The 15,491-nt window shown below is 40.7% G+C and carries 15 protein-coding genes and 1 other annotated feature; of the genes, 9 read left to right on the top strand and 6 right to left on the bottom strand.

The features are described from left to right. The first annotated feature begins 72 nt into the window (after positions 1-72). The 4 genes from JN080_RS04155 to JN080_RS04140 all read left to right on the top strand — a co-directional run bounded on the left by JN080_RS04155 (position 73) and on the right by JN080_RS04140 (position 3,898). On the top strand, positions 73-336 hold the full coding sequence (locus JN080_RS04155) for a YtzC family protein (RefSeq protein ID WP_256234648.1): 264 nt from the start codon (positions 73-75) through the stop codon (positions 334-336). 15 nt (positions 337-351) lie between these two features. Continuing rightward, the gene (locus tag JN080_RS04150; RefSeq protein ID WP_256234647.1) at positions 352-531 is read left to right on the top strand and encodes a glycogen biosynthesis protein GlgD; all 180 of its coding nucleotides are present in this window, start codon (positions 352-354) and stop codon (positions 529-531) included. Between the two features lie 215 nt (positions 532-746). Next, positions 747-972, top strand: a binding site (T-box leader). A 43-nt stretch (positions 973-1,015) separates the two neighbouring features. Further along, positions 1,016-3,433: a leucine--tRNA ligase gene (gene leuS, locus JN080_RS04145; RefSeq protein ID WP_256234646.1), complete on the top strand. Its 2,418-nt coding sequence runs from the start codon at positions 1,016-1,018 to the stop codon at positions 3,431-3,433. Positions 3,434-3,592: 159 nt separating this feature from the next. Then, positions 3,593-3,898 (top strand): rhodanese-like domain-containing protein, encoded by a 306-nt coding sequence (locus JN080_RS04140; protein WP_256234645.1) that lies wholly within the window; start codon positions 3,593-3,595, stop codon positions 3,896-3,898. A gap of 26 nt (positions 3,899-3,924) precedes the next feature. Here JN080_RS04140 and JN080_RS04135 read toward each other — a convergent pair whose 3' ends face one another. From JN080_RS04135 to JN080_RS04125, 3 genes are read right to left on the bottom strand one after another with little or no spacing between them, the layout of a single operon-like run. Next, the gene (locus JN080_RS04135) at positions 3,925-4,485 is read right to left on the bottom strand and encodes a ferric reductase-like transmembrane domain-containing protein (RefSeq protein ID WP_256234644.1); all 561 of its coding nucleotides are present in this window, start codon (positions 4,483-4,485) and stop codon (positions 3,925-3,927) included. Position 4,486: 1 nt separating this feature from the next. Further along, positions 4,487-5,365 carry an FAD:protein FMN transferase gene (locus JN080_RS04130; protein WP_256234643.1) on the bottom strand — a complete coding sequence of 293 codons (879 nt, stop codon included), beginning with the start codon at positions 5,363-5,365 and terminating at the stop codon, positions 4,487-4,489. Next, entirely contained in the window at positions 5,365-5,862 is a 498-nt protein-coding gene (locus JN080_RS04125) for a hypothetical protein (protein WP_256234642.1), read from the bottom strand. Before JN080_RS04125 ends, JN080_RS04130 begins: the two co-directional genes overlap by 1 nt. Positions 5,863-6,247: 385 nt before the next feature. Between JN080_RS04125 and JN080_RS04120 the strand changes: the two genes are divergently transcribed. Then, positions 6,248-6,433, top strand: coding sequence for a sporulation protein Cse60 (locus JN080_RS04120; protein ID WP_256234641.1), 186 nt, complete (start codon positions 6,248-6,250; stop codon positions 6,431-6,433). Positions 6,434-6,440: 7 nt separating this feature from the next. Here JN080_RS04120 and JN080_RS04115 read toward each other — a convergent pair whose 3' ends face one another. Next, positions 6,441-7,715 (bottom strand): BaiN/RdsA family NAD(P)/FAD-dependent oxidoreductase, encoded by a 1,275-nt coding sequence (locus tag JN080_RS04115; protein ID WP_256234640.1) that lies wholly within the window; start codon positions 7,713-7,715, stop codon positions 6,441-6,443. Positions 7,716-7,978: 263 nt separating this feature from the next. On the opposite strand from JN080_RS04115, the gene JN080_RS04110 reads away from it, so the two are divergent. The 4 genes from JN080_RS04110 to JN080_RS04095 all read left to right on the top strand — a co-directional run bounded on the left by JN080_RS04110 (position 7,979) and on the right by JN080_RS04095 (position 12,455). Beyond that, positions 7,979-9,598 carry a putative polysaccharide biosynthesis protein gene (locus JN080_RS04110; protein ID WP_256234639.1) on the top strand — a complete coding sequence of 540 codons (1,620 nt, stop codon included), beginning with the start codon at positions 7,979-7,981 and terminating at the stop codon, positions 9,596-9,598. A gap of 25 nt (positions 9,599-9,623) precedes the next feature. After that, the gene (locus tag JN080_RS04105) at positions 9,624-10,343 is read left to right on the top strand and encodes a pseudouridine synthase (RefSeq protein WP_256234638.1); all 720 of its coding nucleotides are present in this window, start codon (positions 9,624-9,626) and stop codon (positions 10,341-10,343) included. Positions 10,344-10,405: 62 nt separating this feature from the next. Then, complete coding sequence (locus JN080_RS04100) at positions 10,406-11,407, top strand: glycosyltransferase (protein WP_256234637.1); 1,002 nt, start codon at positions 10,406-10,408, stop codon at positions 11,405-11,407. Positions 11,408-11,675: 268 nt separating this feature from the next. After that, positions 11,676-12,455, top strand: coding sequence for a TerC family protein (locus JN080_RS04095; RefSeq protein WP_256234636.1), 780 nt, complete (start codon positions 11,676-11,678; stop codon positions 12,453-12,455). 148 nt (positions 12,456-12,603) lie between these two features. On the opposite strand, the gene JN080_RS04090 is transcribed toward JN080_RS04095, so the two are convergent. Both JN080_RS04090 and JN080_RS04085 read right to left on the bottom strand, forming a co-directional pair. Continuing rightward, the gene (locus tag JN080_RS04090; protein ID WP_256234634.1) at positions 12,604-14,010 is read right to left on the bottom strand and encodes an FMN-binding glutamate synthase family protein; all 1,407 of its coding nucleotides are present in this window, start codon (positions 14,008-14,010) and stop codon (positions 12,604-12,606) included. Positions 14,011-14,039: 29 nt separating this feature from the next. Beyond that, positions 14,040-15,452 (bottom strand): FMN-binding glutamate synthase family protein, encoded by a 1,413-nt coding sequence (locus JN080_RS04085; RefSeq protein ID WP_256234633.1) that lies wholly within the window; start codon positions 15,450-15,452, stop codon positions 14,040-14,042. Between the last annotated feature and the right edge of the window lie 39 nt (positions 15,453-15,491).

The raw sequence follows: 15,491 nt of genomic DNA, 5'->3' as shown, positions 1-15,491 counted from the left end.
ATCACAAAAGTACACAATAAGAAAAGAAGCGGTTTGCTTCAATGGGGGTTTAAATCTAAAGGGGGTTTTTAGATGGCAACTCGGGATTCAGTCGAAGGTTTACTTCAACAATGTGAGGATACAATTCGCTATGCCCAGAAACAGTATGAGGAAAGCAGTCTTCAACAGCATTACAATAATGACGATTATACCAGTGCCTTACAAGGACTTGAACAAACCTATCAAGATGTTTGTAAAATGGCGCTTAGCGCCAACTCACAACAACGTGACCAGCTCCATCGAATGAGACTCCAGCTTCAGGAGCTGCAAAACAAGATGGTTTTACAAGGGTACTAAAAGGGAGGAAACCAAGTGAAAAAGCGCTCAAAGCAACAAAACCCGGAACAAAAGACGAGAAATGGGATTAATAATCAAGATCTTGAGCTTGGACAAGATTTTGATGTCGTAAAGCAATCAAAACTGAAATACGAAAAATTGGGCGGACAGCCGGTAAAATCGAAAATGCACCAAGAACCGGAACAATCTTCATAAAATAGCAACATCAATACCCCCAAGTTTGGGGGTATTTTTACTACTTGACTGTCTATGGTTATAAAGAAATCTCTAGAACCGGTTCACATTGGTGAGCCGTCTTTTTAGATTTATAACGTATATAAAAGAATGATGGCGTCTAAACTGAATTAGTGTGTAACGATTACTTGCATCCTGATGGAAAGTTTAATACAATAACCGTATACTTTATATTTATAATGACATTGATGAGGAGTAGTAATGGTTATTATCCCGGAGCAAAGAGAGTTGACGGACGGTGCAAGTCAACCTGGGAATTCATGAACTCGCCTCCTGAGTTGCAGGCATGAAAAGCAGTAATGTTTGCCGTATTCCGCGTTAAGGATGAATGAAGCGGGTGTTTATAACACTAATGTGGGTGGTACCGCGGGAAGATTCATACATAATCCTCTCGTCCCTTGTTTAGGGATGAGAGTTTTTTTATTTTAAATAGGAGGAAATTGCAATGAGCTTTGATCATCAACAAATTGAACAAAAGTGGCAAAAAAAATGGGAAGGGGAAAAAACATTTAAAACAAAAGAAGATAAAGGAAAACGGAAATTCTACGCGTTAGATATGTTCCCATATCCATCAGGGGCAGGGCTCCATGTTGGACACCCTGAAGGCTACACGGCAACAGATATTCTATCTCGTTTAAAAAGGATGCAGGGCTATAATGTGCTTCATCCAATGGGCTGGGATGCATTCGGTTTGCCAGCAGAGCAATATGCGTTGGATACTGGAAATGATCCTGCAGAATTTACAAAGAAAAACATTGATAACTTCCGCCGTCAAATTAAATCGCTTGGGTTTTCATACGATTGGGATCGCGAAGTCAACACAACCGATCCTGAGTATTATAAATGGACCCAATGGATTTTCCTGCAGCTTTATAAAAAAGGCCTTGCATATATTGACGAAGTTGCCGTTAACTGGTGTCCTGCGCTCGGTACAGTATTGGCTAATGAAGAAGTCATTGATGGAAAAAGTGAACGCGGGGGACATCCTGTTGAACGCCGGCCTATGAAACAATGGATGCTGAGGATTACTGCGTATGCCGATCGTTTGCTTGAGGACCTTGAGGAATTGGATTGGCCTGAGAGCATTAAAGATATGCAGCGTAATTGGATCGGCCGTTCAGAAGGAGCAGAAGTTACTTTTAAAATTGATGGGTACAATGAAACGTTTACTGTGTTCACAACTCGTCCAGACACATTGTTTGGTGCTACCTATACGGTGTTGGCCCCAGAACATGCTCTCGTTGAAAAAATTACAACAAAAGACCAAAAGGAAGCAGTTGCTGCTTATTTAGATAAAATTAAGAGCAAAAGTGATCTTGAACGTACAGACCTTGCGAAGGAAAAAACCGGGGTGTTCACAGGTGCGTATGCGATTAATCCAGTAAACAATGAAAAAATGCCAATCTGGATTGCTGATTATGTACTCGTAAGCTACGGAACGGGTGCGATTATGGCCGTTCCTGCTCATGATGAACGTGATTATGAATTTGCGAAAACATTTGCTCTTCCGATCCGTCAGGTTGTTGCCGGTGGCGATATTGAGAAAGAAGCCTTCACAGGTGATGGTGAGCATATTAATTCGGACTTCTTAAACGGTTTAAATAAAATCGAAGGTATTCAAAAAATGCTTCTCTGGTTAGAGGAGCAAGGAATCGGCACGAAAAAAGTCACCTATCGTCTGCGCGATTGGCTGTTTAGCCGCCAGCGGTATTGGGGTGAACCAATTCCGATTATCCATTGGGAAGATGGCACAATGACAGCAGTGCCAGAAGATCAACTGCCGTTAACACTGCCAATAACTACAGAAATTAAACCATCCGGTACAGGAGAATCACCTCTTGCTAACATTGCGGATTGGGTAAATGTAGTGGATCCAGAAACAGGTAAACATGGCCGCCGCGAAACAAACACGATGCCGCAATGGGCAGGCAGCTGCTGGTATTACTTGCGTTTCATTGACCCAAGGAATGATCATGAGCTGGCATCACCTGAAAAATTAAAAACATGGCTTCCGGTTGATATATACATTGGCGGGGCTGAGCACGCTGTGCTTCATCTGCTATATGCCCGTTTCTGGCATAAGTTCTTGTATGATATCGGTATTGTTCCTACGAAAGAGCCTTTCCAAAAGCTATTTAATCAAGGAATGATCTTAGGGGAAAATAATGAAAAAATGAGTAAATCAAAAGGTAACGTGGTAAATCCGGATGACATTGTTACCAGCCATGGTGCTGATACACTTCGCGTGTACGAAATGTTCATGGGACCGCTGGATGCATCGATTGCTTGGTCAACAAATGGGCTTGATGGTTCACGCCGCTTCCTTGATCGTATTTGGCGCCTATTTGTTGAGGATACTGGAGAATTAAATCCGAAAATCCAAACGGTAGAAGAAGTGGCTCATCTGGAAAGAACTTATCATCAAACAGTAAAGAAAGTGACTGAAGATCTAGAGAATCTGCACTTTAATACAGCGATTTCGCAACTGATGGTATTTATCAATGATGCATATAAATCAACAGTTCTTCCAAAACAATTTATGGAGGGATTTGTAAAACTTCTTGCGCCAATTTGTCCGCATCTAGCTGAAGAACTTTGGGAAAAATTAGGCTATTCCGATACGATTTCCTATGAAGCATGGCCAGCATATGATGAATCCAAGCTAATTGATAACGAGATCGAAATTGTTATTCAAGTTAATGGCAAAATCAAGCACAAGCTGACAGTTCCAAATGGGGCAAGCAAAGAGGTACTTGAACAAATTGCAATGGACGATGAAAAAATAAAGGAACAAATTGAAGGAAAAACGGTCCGCAAGGTCATTACCGTACCAGGTAAATTAGTTAATATTGTTGCTAATTAAAAAGAAAAGCGGATGCGCCTAATTTAGAAACCTAGGAGAGGGAGTACATTCGTCGCTGAGTGTCCGAACTGGACAGTTTTCTAGGTTCTAAGATATATTTTAATAAAATAAACATCCTCCTAGTTCTTGGAGGATGTTTTTATAAAAGGGGTGCTTGTTGTGGAAGAAGTAAAGATTATTACGCCAGAAGAATTAAAAAAGAAGCTTGATGAAGGGGAAAAGCTTGAGCTTGTTGACGTTCGTGAAGATTACGAAGTCGAGCAGGGGAAAATTCCAGGGGCAAAACATATTCCAATGGCTGAGATTCCGGCCAGCCTGAATTACTTTGATAAAAATAAAGAGTATATCTTCATTTGCCGCTCAAGCCGGCGCAGTGAAAATGTCTGTCTATTCCTTCAGGATCAGGGCTATAAGGTTCGCAATATGATAGGCGGAATGCTTGAGTGGACAGGAGAAACAGAATAACCGATTCCAGTTGGAATCGGTTTTTTTTATGACCTTGTAGCTCGGGTAACCGCACCTGTTGTTTTTGGTTTCTCTTTGGTGAACTTCGTGAGCAGGGCAAAGATTCCCATTATAGGTATCGGAATTAAATTCACGATTGCCAAAATTTCTCCGTTAAAGTCTGTTCCAATCCATAAGCCGTGAATCGTAACCATTATATAAAGTATTGGATTTAGCGCGTGTGATTTACGCCATCTGAGATAACCGACCTTTTTGCGCAGCTTCGATGTAAAGATGGTAATGATTAAAAAATAAAAAGAAATGGTACCAAGGGCCATTGGGAAAGGCTTAAAAGTAGTGTGAAATGGAACAATGACTTCAGTCCAGTTAAAGCCTATATACGAGTCTATTAATAAAAGTCCCAAGTGCCCGAATACGAGGATGAGCGCCCAGTTCGAAAGTGATTCATGAAGATTGATGATTCCATTCATTTTCTTTTTGCGCTTCTTCTGCACTTGCGAAAAAAGGCCGATCATCACCGTTAAATATAATAATAGATAGGCAACTGTACCGGTGCCCCGAATCATGTACCACTCAAGCATTTGCATATTATTCTCCTCCTCTCCAAATTTTTTTCGATTGATTGACTAGAACGGCTGGGGCACCCTTACTAGAAATCCAGGCTTTTCCCTTTTCCTCTCCTAATAAAAGTGTAACCTTTGCCCATACGTCTGCCTCTAAGGCAGTGGGAGCAGTGACGGTTGAAGAAACGATCAGACTATTCGATGGTTCCCCTGTAAATGGGTCGATCAGATGATGTTTGTTTCTCCCGTCCATCTGCCATCTTCTTTTCATCGAAGTGGAAGTGGCAACACCCCCGTCAGAAACTTGGATCGCTGAAATTATTACAGCCGGATCAAACGGATCTTCAATTCCAATATTTAATGGCCGCGGTAACTGACCAAATATGCGGATATCTCCCCCAACGTTAATAAATCCGTATCCATGATGTGATAACAGATTTACTGCCCGGTCAATCGCCCAGCCCTTAGCTATCCCTCCTAAATCAATCCGTGTTTGTAAAACAACTGTCTGTTTTGATTCTTCCAAATGGTAGGGGGGAATGTTTGTGGCTACAGGTGCCGAATGGAGGGGGTGGTTCAATTCCATTCCTCTTATATATTCAATTGATTTTGTATAGCCGCTGTTTTCAATTGCTGTTAAAATACCTGGATTAAATACCCCGTCTGTTTCTTGATAGAATTTTAAGGCATCTTTTAGAATGAATAACAGTACTTCAGAGACCAAAGCTTCTTTTCCAATTTGTTGGTTTAAAAGGGATAATTCACTATCCCTTTTAAACCGGCTGCATGTATCCTCAACGATTGTAAATATTTTATACACGGGCATTAAATCATTGGCGAAAAGTTCATGATTTATTGAAATTTGGACCATGGTACTCATTGAGTTGAAATTGTATTTATACATCAGGTTCCACCAGTTGTTGTGTCAAACCGTCCGTGATGCCCAAAAGAACGCTGACCTGAAGATTGATTACTATTTTGCTGGGAACTGCCATTATCAAAGAGCGACTGACTACTATCTGTAGTCGGTTGGTCATCCCCAAAGCTGGAAGAAGCTCCATTATTATTAGTCACTTGGTCATTCCCAAAGCTGGAAGAAGCTCCATTATTATTAGTTGGTTGGTCATCCCCATAGCTGGAGGAAGCCCTATTATCAGTAGTCGGTTGGTCATCCCCAGAAGAAGAGGAAGCATCATTATCATTAGCTCGGCTCCCAAAAGTATTTTGGCTATTTTCGGTTTGAGAGGGTACTTGTTGGATTGAATTTTGACTTGATGCTGGGGATTGATTCGATTTGGCTGTTGTATCTTTGGTATTTAATCCAAGATATGATACCATGCCTGCTACAAGAGCAAGACTTCCAAAGCTTACTCCCCAGAAGGTAAACTGCTTTTTGTCCAATTTAATGACTCCTTTCAAAAAAAGTTGCCCTTATTAATTTTTCTGGGCTATTTAAGTTTCACCTTCTCAGTTCGCTTTACTAATATGTACTTTACAAGCCGAATCTTAAAATTCTCTTAATTTCGTTTTTATATTTATAAGCTTATCCAAAATAACTGGATGTAACGTGTGTATTTATAAAATTCAGAAAAAATGGAAAGAATAAGAACAAAAGCGCAAGCGACCGTTTAGCGACGTATGGACTGGAGCCCACTGACTGAGATAAAGGAAACACGAAGAGCGTTAGCGCATTCGTGCTTGACTTATCGTAGGGAAGTGGGCGAAGTACACTAGTCGCTGGGAGCTGGAGCTAGACGATAAAAAAGAGGAAAAGGAGGAGAGTACTTTGATAAAAGTTAAACTATTTGATCGCGAGCATGAGAAGGATTTGGAAAAGGAGATGAATCGGTTTTTAAAAGGAATCGATGAGAGGAAACTGGTCGATATAAAATATAATATTGCAGCAATACCGGAGGAAGACGAGGAAGAACAAATTTATTGTTTTACAGCCATGATTATTTATCGGTCATGACAAAAAGTCATGACCGGGGATTCTTCGCAAAAAGAGCCGCATTGGTACCAGCTAGTCGTCCTGTGACGAGCGCGGCCGTAATGTTGTAGCCGCCTGTATAACCGTGAATATCAAGAATTTCGCCACAAAAGTAAAGACCATCCATTCGTTTTGATGCCATAGTATGAGGTTCAATTTCCTTTACTGATACACCTCCGCCAGTAACAAAGGCCTTTTCCAATGGAAGGGTACCATTAACATGAAAGGTAAAATGTTTGCAGTTTTTTGAAAAAGTACGAATTTTTTCATTTGAAATCGTTCCACCCTGCGAATTTATGTCAATCTCCGTTTGCTCAAGTAGAAAAAGCAAGTATCGTTCTGGGAGGAATCCTTTTAGGATATTTTTGATGCTTTTCTTGGGTTCAGTTTTGACAAGTCTGCCGATTTCCTGAAATAGTTCTTCCTCTGTCTTGTCAGGAAGGGCATCAAGACTCATTGTAACCTCTTTTAGGTTCCATTTTTTCATAGCTTTTAAGACAAATTGACTGCAGCGAAGGACGGCAGGACCGCTGACACCAAAGTGAGTAAAAATCATATCCATTCGATGGGAGATTAGTGGTTTTTCCTTTGGATTTAACACGCTAAGATTGACATCTCTTAACGATATACCCTGAAGTGTTTTCGCTTTTATAAACGGTTCATTTGAGGTAACGGGAACCTCTGTTGGAAAAAGATCAGTAATTGTGTGGCCTGCTTTTTCTGCCCAGGCATAGCCATCCCCTGTAGACCCCGTATGTGGAACAGATTTTCCGCCAACAGCAATCACTACTGCATTGGTTGAGATTTGATTTCCATTCTCTAATACGACCGCAGCAGTTGCCCCATTTTTATAAATGATATCCTTTACGGGAGAATTTTTATAAACTCTGACCTTCAAATCCGCTAATTTTTCTAAAAGGGCTTCAACAACTGATTGAGAACTATTTGAGATGGGGAACATTCGGCCGTGATCTTCTTCTTTTAATAACACACCCATTTTTTCAAAAAAAGTAATGATGTCTTCATTATTAAAAATAGAAAAAGCACTATATAAAAATTTCCCGTTTCCTGGCAGATGTTTAATAATCTCTTCAATTGGGAGACGGTTGGTCACATTACAGCGCCCGCCACCGGAAATTGCCAGTTTTCTGCCAAGCTTGTCCTTTTTATCAATAAGCAGCACACGCGCACCCTGCTCGCCTGCACCAATTGCGGCCATTAATCCTGATGGACCGCCGCCAACGACAATTACATCATATTCCATATTTTCACCAACTCTATGTACGATTTCTTTAAAAAAGGTAAAACTAGAACTATTATGCATTTTCATTATAAACATAAACAGACATATTAGAAAGCAGACAATGATTGCAACAGCAGGACCGATATTCTAAAAATTTAATATTATTGTTATAGCGCCGTTCGAAAAGAAGTTGTACACTACTAATAGTGTGCAAAAAAGTCCAATTCTCTATTGAAATAGACTCTAAATTCACGCCTCACATTTGTACGAGGAGAAGAGACCATATGTCATCATCACAGCTTTTAAGAGGAACATTAATTTTAACTGTTGGAACTATCCTTTCCAAAGTTCTCGGCTTATTTTACGTTATCCCGTTCTATCAAATTGTTGGGAATCATGGGACACAGTTATATAATTTCGGTTATGTCCCATATACGATATTTATTAGTATTGCTACAGCGGGGGTACCTCTTGCCGTTTCAAAATTCATTTCAAAGTATAATGCACTTGAAGAATATGCAGTTGGACGAAAACTATTTAAATCTGGTTTAGTGATTATGATGTTATCCGGCTTTATTGCCTTTTTAGTTTTGTATCTTGCTGCACCTGCTTTGGCTAAATTGAGCATTGGCAGTGAAAAGCAAACGTTTAGTGTAAGTGAAGTAGCTACGGTTATTCGAGCTGTAAGTTGGGCATTGATTGTTGTTCCGTTTATGAGTTTAATTAGAGGCTTCTTTCAAGGACATGAATCAATGGGGCCTTCTGCAGTTTCTCAAGTAATTGAACAGATAGTCCGGATTATTTTTACTTTAGTAGGGGCCTATGTTGTACTGCAAATGTTACATGGTGGTATTGTAAATGCAGTTAGTGTCTCAACCTTTGCTGCATTTATTGGTGCAATTGGCAGTTTGGTTGTGTTATTTTGGTATTGGTTTAAAAGAAAGCCCTATTTGGATGAACTTCTAAAACAGGATAAAGGTACTTTGAATATTTCCCTGCTGCAGATTTATAAAGAAATTTTACTTTATGCTGCACCATTTGTTTTTGTCGGAATTGCCAATCCTTTATTTCAATTTATTGATCAAATTACTTTTACACGTGCCATGGTTGCCATTAATCAAATAAAATTAGCAGATACAGCTTTTTCGATTTTAAACTTTGAATCACAAAAAATTGTTATTATTCCGGTTTCGTTGGCAACTGCCTTTTCTTTAACGCTTGTTCCAAGTGTTACAAAAGCATATATAGCAAATGACCGCGAAGATATGAATCATCAGCTTAACCAAGCATTTCAAGTGTTGTTATTTTTAACACTTCCTGCTGCAATGGGATTATCGTTATTAGCAGAACCAATTTATACCGTCTTTTATGAGCATGATCCACTTGGAATTTCTGTCCTGGCAGCCTATTCACCTGTTGCTATTTTATTTTCTTTGTATTCGGTCACGGCTGCAATCTTACAGGGAATTAACGAGCAGCGCTTTACAATGCTAAGCTTGCTCGTCGGCTTACTGGTTAAATTGAGCTTAAATATCCCGCTTATTAAAGCGATGCAAACACAGGGAGCGGTTTTAGCAACTGCGCTTGGATATGCGGCAGCAATTATCATTAATTTAGTGGTTATTAAAATTTATTCACGCTATCCTTTCCGGCTTGTCGTTAGACGAAGCTTGTTAATTGTTATTTTTACGGGAATAATGTGGACATGTACAGAGATTACGTTAAAATTATTGCAGTTATTCCTTAATCCTGTGTCTAAGGTTCAGTCCTTGGTGATAATTGTGGTTTGTGCTGCAGTAGGGGCGGGAGTTTATTTTTACTTAGGTCTGAAGAGCCGGCTTGTTTATCGGTTATTTGGCAATCGGGTTGACACGATTAAGAAAAAGTTGAGATTGCGTGGCTAATACATTGTGATTTGGAGGGTGGCAAATGAGAATAGATAAGTTGTTGGCCAACCTTGGTTATGGCAGCAGGAAAGAAGTAAAAAAGCTGCTAAAAGACGGTGCGGTAACGATTAATGATGTGGTTGTAAAGGATGCCAAGGAGCATGTTGACCCAGACAAAGATCGTGTCACCCTTAATGGTGACACGATTGAATATAAGGAATTCATCTATTTAATGATGAATAAACCACCAGGTGTTTTATCCGCGACAGAAGATCATACTGGAGAAACGGTCATTGATTTATTGGAAATGGATGATCAGGTCTATGAGCCATTTCCTGTCGGCCGACTGGATAAGGATACGGAAGGATTGCTGCTGATTACCAATGATGGAAAACTGGCTCATCGGCTGCTGTCACCAAAAAAACATGTCCCGAAAACATACTTCGCTGTCATTGACGGGGAGGTTACTGAAGAGGACGTATCCGCCTTTCAAAATGGGGTCACTTTAGATGACGGCTATGAAACAAAGCCTGGAAAATTGACGATTCTCAAGTCGGGGATACGCTCAGATATTGAGCTAACGATTACGGAAGGTAAATTTCATCAAGTAAAAAGAATGTTTGAAGCAGTAGGCAAGCGAGTCGTTTATTTACAACGGATTTCGATGGGGCCGCTTGTGCTCGATGAAACACTCGAACTGGGCGAATATCGCGAATTAACAGGCGAAGAAGTGGATTTGTTAAGAGATTTTCAAGTAAAATAAAACGTAGAATTTAGAAAAAGTAGCCTGTTATGTGGCTGCTTTTTTTCATAATGGGGGATTCGATGAAAAAAGTTGGTTTAGTGATGCGGAAAATTCAATATATGGAGGCGCAGGGTCCTCGTGTGTTTGCTGACCGCTTGAAACAAATCTGCAGTGAATTAGGGGTTGAGATTGTTTTTATCTCTCCTGAGCGCCATGTAAGCGGCTATGATTGGATTCCTGGCTATGAACATGAAAAGGGAGACCTGGTCAACTATGATATTGTCCTTGACCAAATCTATAAAGAAAACATTGAACATGTAATTTACACAGTTTCAGGTTTTACGTTCCTAAAAATGTTTATACAGAATAGTGTTCTTTTTCCACACAGCTTTCCAGATCCCGCTTTAACCGGGTACGAGATGATGAAGCCATTTTATTCGATTGTTGATAAAGCAATTGTGCAAACAGATTTTCTTAAAAGAGAGATGAACAGAAATTTTGGGGTAGCTGATGTAACCGTGATTCCAATTGGCTTTAATGAAGAATTAGCTAACACGAATTTTGACCCGGGACAGGTGGTTGACAATCGGATTCTTTGGATTGGCCGGGATGAAGAGAACAGAAGGCCGGATTTGGTAATCGAATATGCCCGTCAAAACCAGGATAAAGAGGTATATATGGTCTTTGGCGGCTCTCGTTATCAAGAGAGTATGAAAAAGTATGATATTCCTAATAATGTGAAGTTGCAATTTGCATTAACGCAGGATGAAGTGTTTGCACTTATGAATACGGCAAAGGTCTATTGGAATTGCTCAAAGTTTGACACCTTTGCCATGCCGCTTACCGAAGCAATGGCGATGGGGAAAATGGTTGTTAAACCGGAACATCCCTGCTATGGACACATTCGTTCAAAGCATTCTTTTTCAGGAAATGAGCAGAATTGGTTTGAGCTCGTAAATATGGCTGCAGCAGTACCGAAAAAGGTATCTCTTGAAAATCGTGAATATGCCTTTGAAAAGTTCTCCAGTTCGGTCATGAAGCAGGGGTACAAGGATTTCTTCGAAAATTGGTTAAGTCATTAGATTGCATCAGAGATTGACATACTTATAAAAGTTTGATAAAGTGACAATAATAGAATATTTCCTTTTAAAGGGGAGTAGCTGTAAAATAAAGTCGTCATTACGAGAATTCATTCTCCGGCTTTATTGGCAACCTAACGTTGTTAGCAAGACCTTTACTGAAACGGTAAAGGTCTTTTTATATTTTTCTTGGCCTTTACCGTAATGGTAAAGGCCTTTTTTCTTGGCAAAAGGAAATAGACTAGAATTCATTTCATTTAGGAGGCTTTTTATGGACATTTCATTATTACTTGAGTATGGTTGGGTGCTGCTTGTATTAATTGCATTGGAGGGCCTATTAGCGGCTGATAACGCATTGGTACTAGCAATTATGGTTAAACACCTGCCGGAGGAAGAACGAAAAAAATCGTTATTTTATGGATTAACTGGTGCACTTGTCATTCGTTTTGCTTCCCTGTTTGCGATTTCCTTTTTAGTAGATGTGTGGCAGATGCAAGCGATAGGGGCAATTTATCTTCTATTTATGGCGGTCAATCATATTTTCCGAAAACTTGTGAAGGGAAAAGTGGAAGTATTGAAGGAAGAAAGGGTTAGCAAAGGCAGCGGCTTTTGGACAACCGTGCTAAAGGTTGAATTGGCCGACATTGCCTTTGCTATAGACTCTATCCTTGCAGCCGTGGCGATGGCCGTGGTGCTGCCTGAGACACCCCTCCCGAATATTGGCGGGCTTGATGGCGGTAAATTCTTGGTAGTATTTGCTGGCGGCATTATTGGCCTCGTCATCATGCGTTTTGCGGCAAACCTGTTTGTGAAGCTAATGGAGAAAAGGCCGGGGCTGGAAATCGCCGCCTTTACGATTGTGGGCTGGGTTGGGGTAAAGCTTGCCGTCCATACGCTGGCACATCCGGCGCTCTCGTTTTTGAGCGAGGAATTTGCCCATTCAACACAATGGAAAGTAAGCTTCTATGTTGTGCTAGTGGGGATCGCTCTAGCAGGCTGGTTTTTCTCTAAGGAAAAGGATTCTGCGAAAAATAACTCTGCTGTTTTGTAAGGAATAAGAATAAATCGACAAGAAAAAGGCGGCGAAACCACCGTCTTTTTTTTCTTCCTATTGAAGGTATAAGATTGTAGACATAGATACCTAAACATAGCTTATAAAAATAAGTGAAAATATGGACTTTCTTAGTTAACAGCTATTCCTATTGTCTGTCCTCCCATGGCTCAAAGGAAAACGGTATTCCAACCATTTTTGCGGTCAATTCATCATAGGATACCAGGTCCTGTTTGGATAGCTCTTTTAAGGATCGTTTCCCCATTGCTCGTAATGCTATTTTCATCTCTTCCGTGCTCGCACTGAGAAAATTTTCTGCTGCTTTTGCCCCATCTTCAATCTTAAATTGGTCCTTGAACTTACCGTTGTACCAAACGGTTTGGGTTGGCGGTTCAAATGGAATGGCTTTTAATACTTGATCATGTGCGAGAGCAAAAAGCATGGCAGAGCCTACATAGACAGCGTCGGCCCCGAGTGCCAGCACTTTTAAAAAATGTCCGGGCACTAAAAGTCCGCCTGAAACGATTAAACTAATTTGTCCCTTCATGTTTCTTTTTTCCAAATGATTAACAGCCCTAACCACCGCGTGCAACGTCGGAATTCCAAAATCATCATATAAAATAGGTGAAGCCCCGTGCATCGCTGCTTGTCCGCCGTCGATGACAATAAAATCTACCCCCATAAAGAGTAAGTGGTCAATATCTTCTTCAATTTTCCCACCGGCCCCAATTTTTGCCCCGATCGGAACGCCTTCTGATAAAACACGAAGTTCTTCGACAAGCATTTTTATATCTACCAGTGTTTGATCTTCAAAAAAGTTTTCAGTAACAACTGCTGGCTCATTATCCTTAAGCCCCATGATCTCACGGGCACGGCCTTTTAAATTTTCTGGAAGGACCGTTCTCCCCATCCCCACCGTCGCACCCTGACCTAATCGAATTTCAATCATATCAGCACGTTTAAGCAAGTCTTCTTCCTTTCCCCAGTCTGTTTTAGAAAATTGTAAAATATACTTTCCGGCAGCTTGTAACTCCTCGGGCAGGATTCCACCTTGGCCGGAGTTAAGTGCCGTTCCTGCCTTTTTTGCTGCTTGAGCCAAAGAGAGCCTTGCTTGTTCACTAAGGGCAAGCCCGTAGCCCATCCCGCTGATCATCAGGGGAATTTTTATTTCCATCGGTTTTTTCGCCTTTGGTCCAATGGTAACGGCAATATCTACATTTTCTTCACTATCAATCGGAAACGGTGAAGTTTGGACAGGGATAAAGGTGATCGGATCGAGGTGCGGCCATTTTTTTGCAGACCCGCCAAGCGGGCGGTCAATGGGAGTGCCTGTTTGGGCACGCAAGGTATTCTCAATCACATTTTGTACACCCATGTGCCGCAGTCCCGGCAGTAATTCCATAATATTTTCTTCATAATTATCAGTTAAAATAATTTTTCCAGTTGTTTTCACAACCTTTTTCATAATCCAACGCCAGCCAACAAGCATAAATAAGAAAAGGAAAAAGAATATGGATATCATGGCAAAGTTCAGGAATACTAAAATGTTTGTCATAGCGTCTCTCCATTATTTCAGAAATAGGATTACAACATTTCCTTTTGGTTGTCTTTCCATGGTTCAAAGGAAAACGGAATTCCTAGTATGTTCGCGGTCAATTTATCATAGGAAACTAAATCTTTTTTTGATAACTCTCGTAAAGAGCGTTTCCCCATTGCTCTAAGTGCAACTTTTATTTCTTCGGTACTTGCTGTTAAGTATTTCTCTACTGCTTTTGCGCCTTCTTCCGTCTTAAATTCATCTCTGAATTTTCCCAGATCCCAAACAACTTGTGTGGGCGGTTCAAAAGGGAATGCTTTTAAGTTTTGATTATGGGAGACAGCAAACAAGATGGCAGAGCCTAAATAGACAGCATCGGCTCCGAGTGCTAGCACCTTTAAACAATGACCGGGAGTAAAAAGTCCGGCAGAAGCAATTAAGCTGATTTGCCTCTTTACGTTCCTCTTTTCCATGTAATTAGCAGCCCGGGTAACCGCATGAAAGGTCGGGATTCCAATATCATCTGCTAAAAGGGGCGGTGCGCCATATGTGCCGCCTTGGGCTCCATCAACCGTGATAAAATCTACACCAATGTCTATTAAATGATCGATATCTTCCTCAATTTTTCCACCGGCCCCAATTTTCACACCAATCGGAACGCCGCCTGACATGTCCCGAAGCACGTCGACAAGCTCCTTTAAGTCCTCTAACTGTTGATTATCGAAAAAGTGTTCAAAAACCACGGCCTCCTCCCCATCTTTAAGTCCCATTACTTGATTGGCACGAGTTGACATAGTATTTTGCGGGATTTTCCAGCCCATCCCGAAAACAGCACCTTGTCCCAATTTAATTTCAATCATGTCGGCACGTTTAATAATGTCTTCTTCTTTGGCCCATTCTGTTCTGGAAAATTGCAAAATATACTTTCCGGCATTGTTGACTTCTTCTGGTAGGATCCCGCCTTCCCCAGAGTTAAGCGCAGTCCCAACATTACTAGCTGCTTCCGCCAATGATAGTCTTGCTTTGTCGCTAAGTGAAAGCCCGTAGCCCATACCGCTGATCATCAGTGGTATGTTAACGTTCATTGGCTTTTTTGCTTTAGGACCAATAGTGACAGCCACATCTACCTCTTCGTCACGATCGATAGGAAAAGGTGATGTTTGAGCAGGGATAAAGGTAATCGGATCAAGGTGCGGCCATTTTTTAGACGAACCGAGCGGGCGATGAAGCAATTTTCCCGTTTCGGCCCGCAAGCTATTTTCAAATGTATTTTGAATGCCCATATGTTGAAGTCCAGGCAGCATTTCCATTACATTTTCTTGATAACGGTCAGTTAAAATGATTTTTCCTATGTGCTTCACCATTCCTTTTATCACCCTGCGCCAGCCAAAAAGTATAAACAAAAATACGGCGAATAGTATGAGTAGAATAAAAAAGCTTAAAAAATAATAAATGTTCATTTATTTGCTTGCTCCATTAGTTACAAATTTTTTATGAGA

Origin of the sequence: Bacillus sp. EB600 (assembly GCF_024494385.1) — a bacterium.
GTDB lineage: Bacteria > Bacillota > Bacilli > Bacillales > Cytobacillaceae > JAEVLT01.
Note: the sequence above shows the minus strand (reverse complement) of the source record. Positions and strands in the feature narration are given on the sequence as shown.

Excerpts from the sequence above, each read along its gene's own strand:
- JN080_RS04155 (WP_256234648.1), top strand. The coding sequence starts at position 73 with ATGGCAACTCGGGATTCAGTCGAAGGTTTACTTCAACAATGTGAGGAT.
- leuS (WP_256234646.1), top strand. The coding sequence starts at position 1,016 with ATGAGCTTTGATCATCAACAAATTGAACAAAAGTGGCAAAAAAAATGG.
- JN080_RS04135 (WP_256234644.1), bottom strand. The coding sequence starts at position 4,485 with ATGCAAATGCTTGAGTGGTACATGATTCGGGGCACCGGTACAGTTGCC.
- JN080_RS04130 (WP_256234643.1), bottom strand. The coding sequence starts at position 5,365 with ATGTATAAATACAATTTCAACTCAATGAGTACCATGGTCCAAATTTCA.
- JN080_RS04115 (WP_256234640.1), bottom strand. The coding sequence starts at position 7,715 with ATGGAATATGATGTAATTGTCGTTGGCGGCGGTCCATCAGGATTAATG.
- JN080_RS04110 (WP_256234639.1), top strand. The coding sequence starts at position 7,979 with ATGTCATCATCACAGCTTTTAAGAGGAACATTAATTTTAACTGTTGGA.
- JN080_RS04105 (WP_256234638.1), top strand. The coding sequence starts at position 9,624 with ATGAGAATAGATAAGTTGTTGGCCAACCTTGGTTATGGCAGCAGGAAA.
- JN080_RS04100 (WP_256234637.1), top strand. The coding sequence starts at position 10,406 with ATGAAAAAAGTTGGTTTAGTGATGCGGAAAATTCAATATATGGAGGCG.
- JN080_RS04095 (WP_256234636.1), top strand. The coding sequence starts at position 11,676 with ATGGACATTTCATTATTACTTGAGTATGGTTGGGTGCTGCTTGTATTA.
- JN080_RS04090 (WP_256234634.1), bottom strand. The coding sequence starts at position 14,010 with ATGACAAACATTTTAGTATTCCTGAACTTTGCCATGATATCCATATTC.
- JN080_RS04085 (WP_256234633.1), bottom strand. The coding sequence starts at position 15,452 with ATGAACATTTATTATTTTTTAAGCTTTTTTATTCTACTCATACTATTC.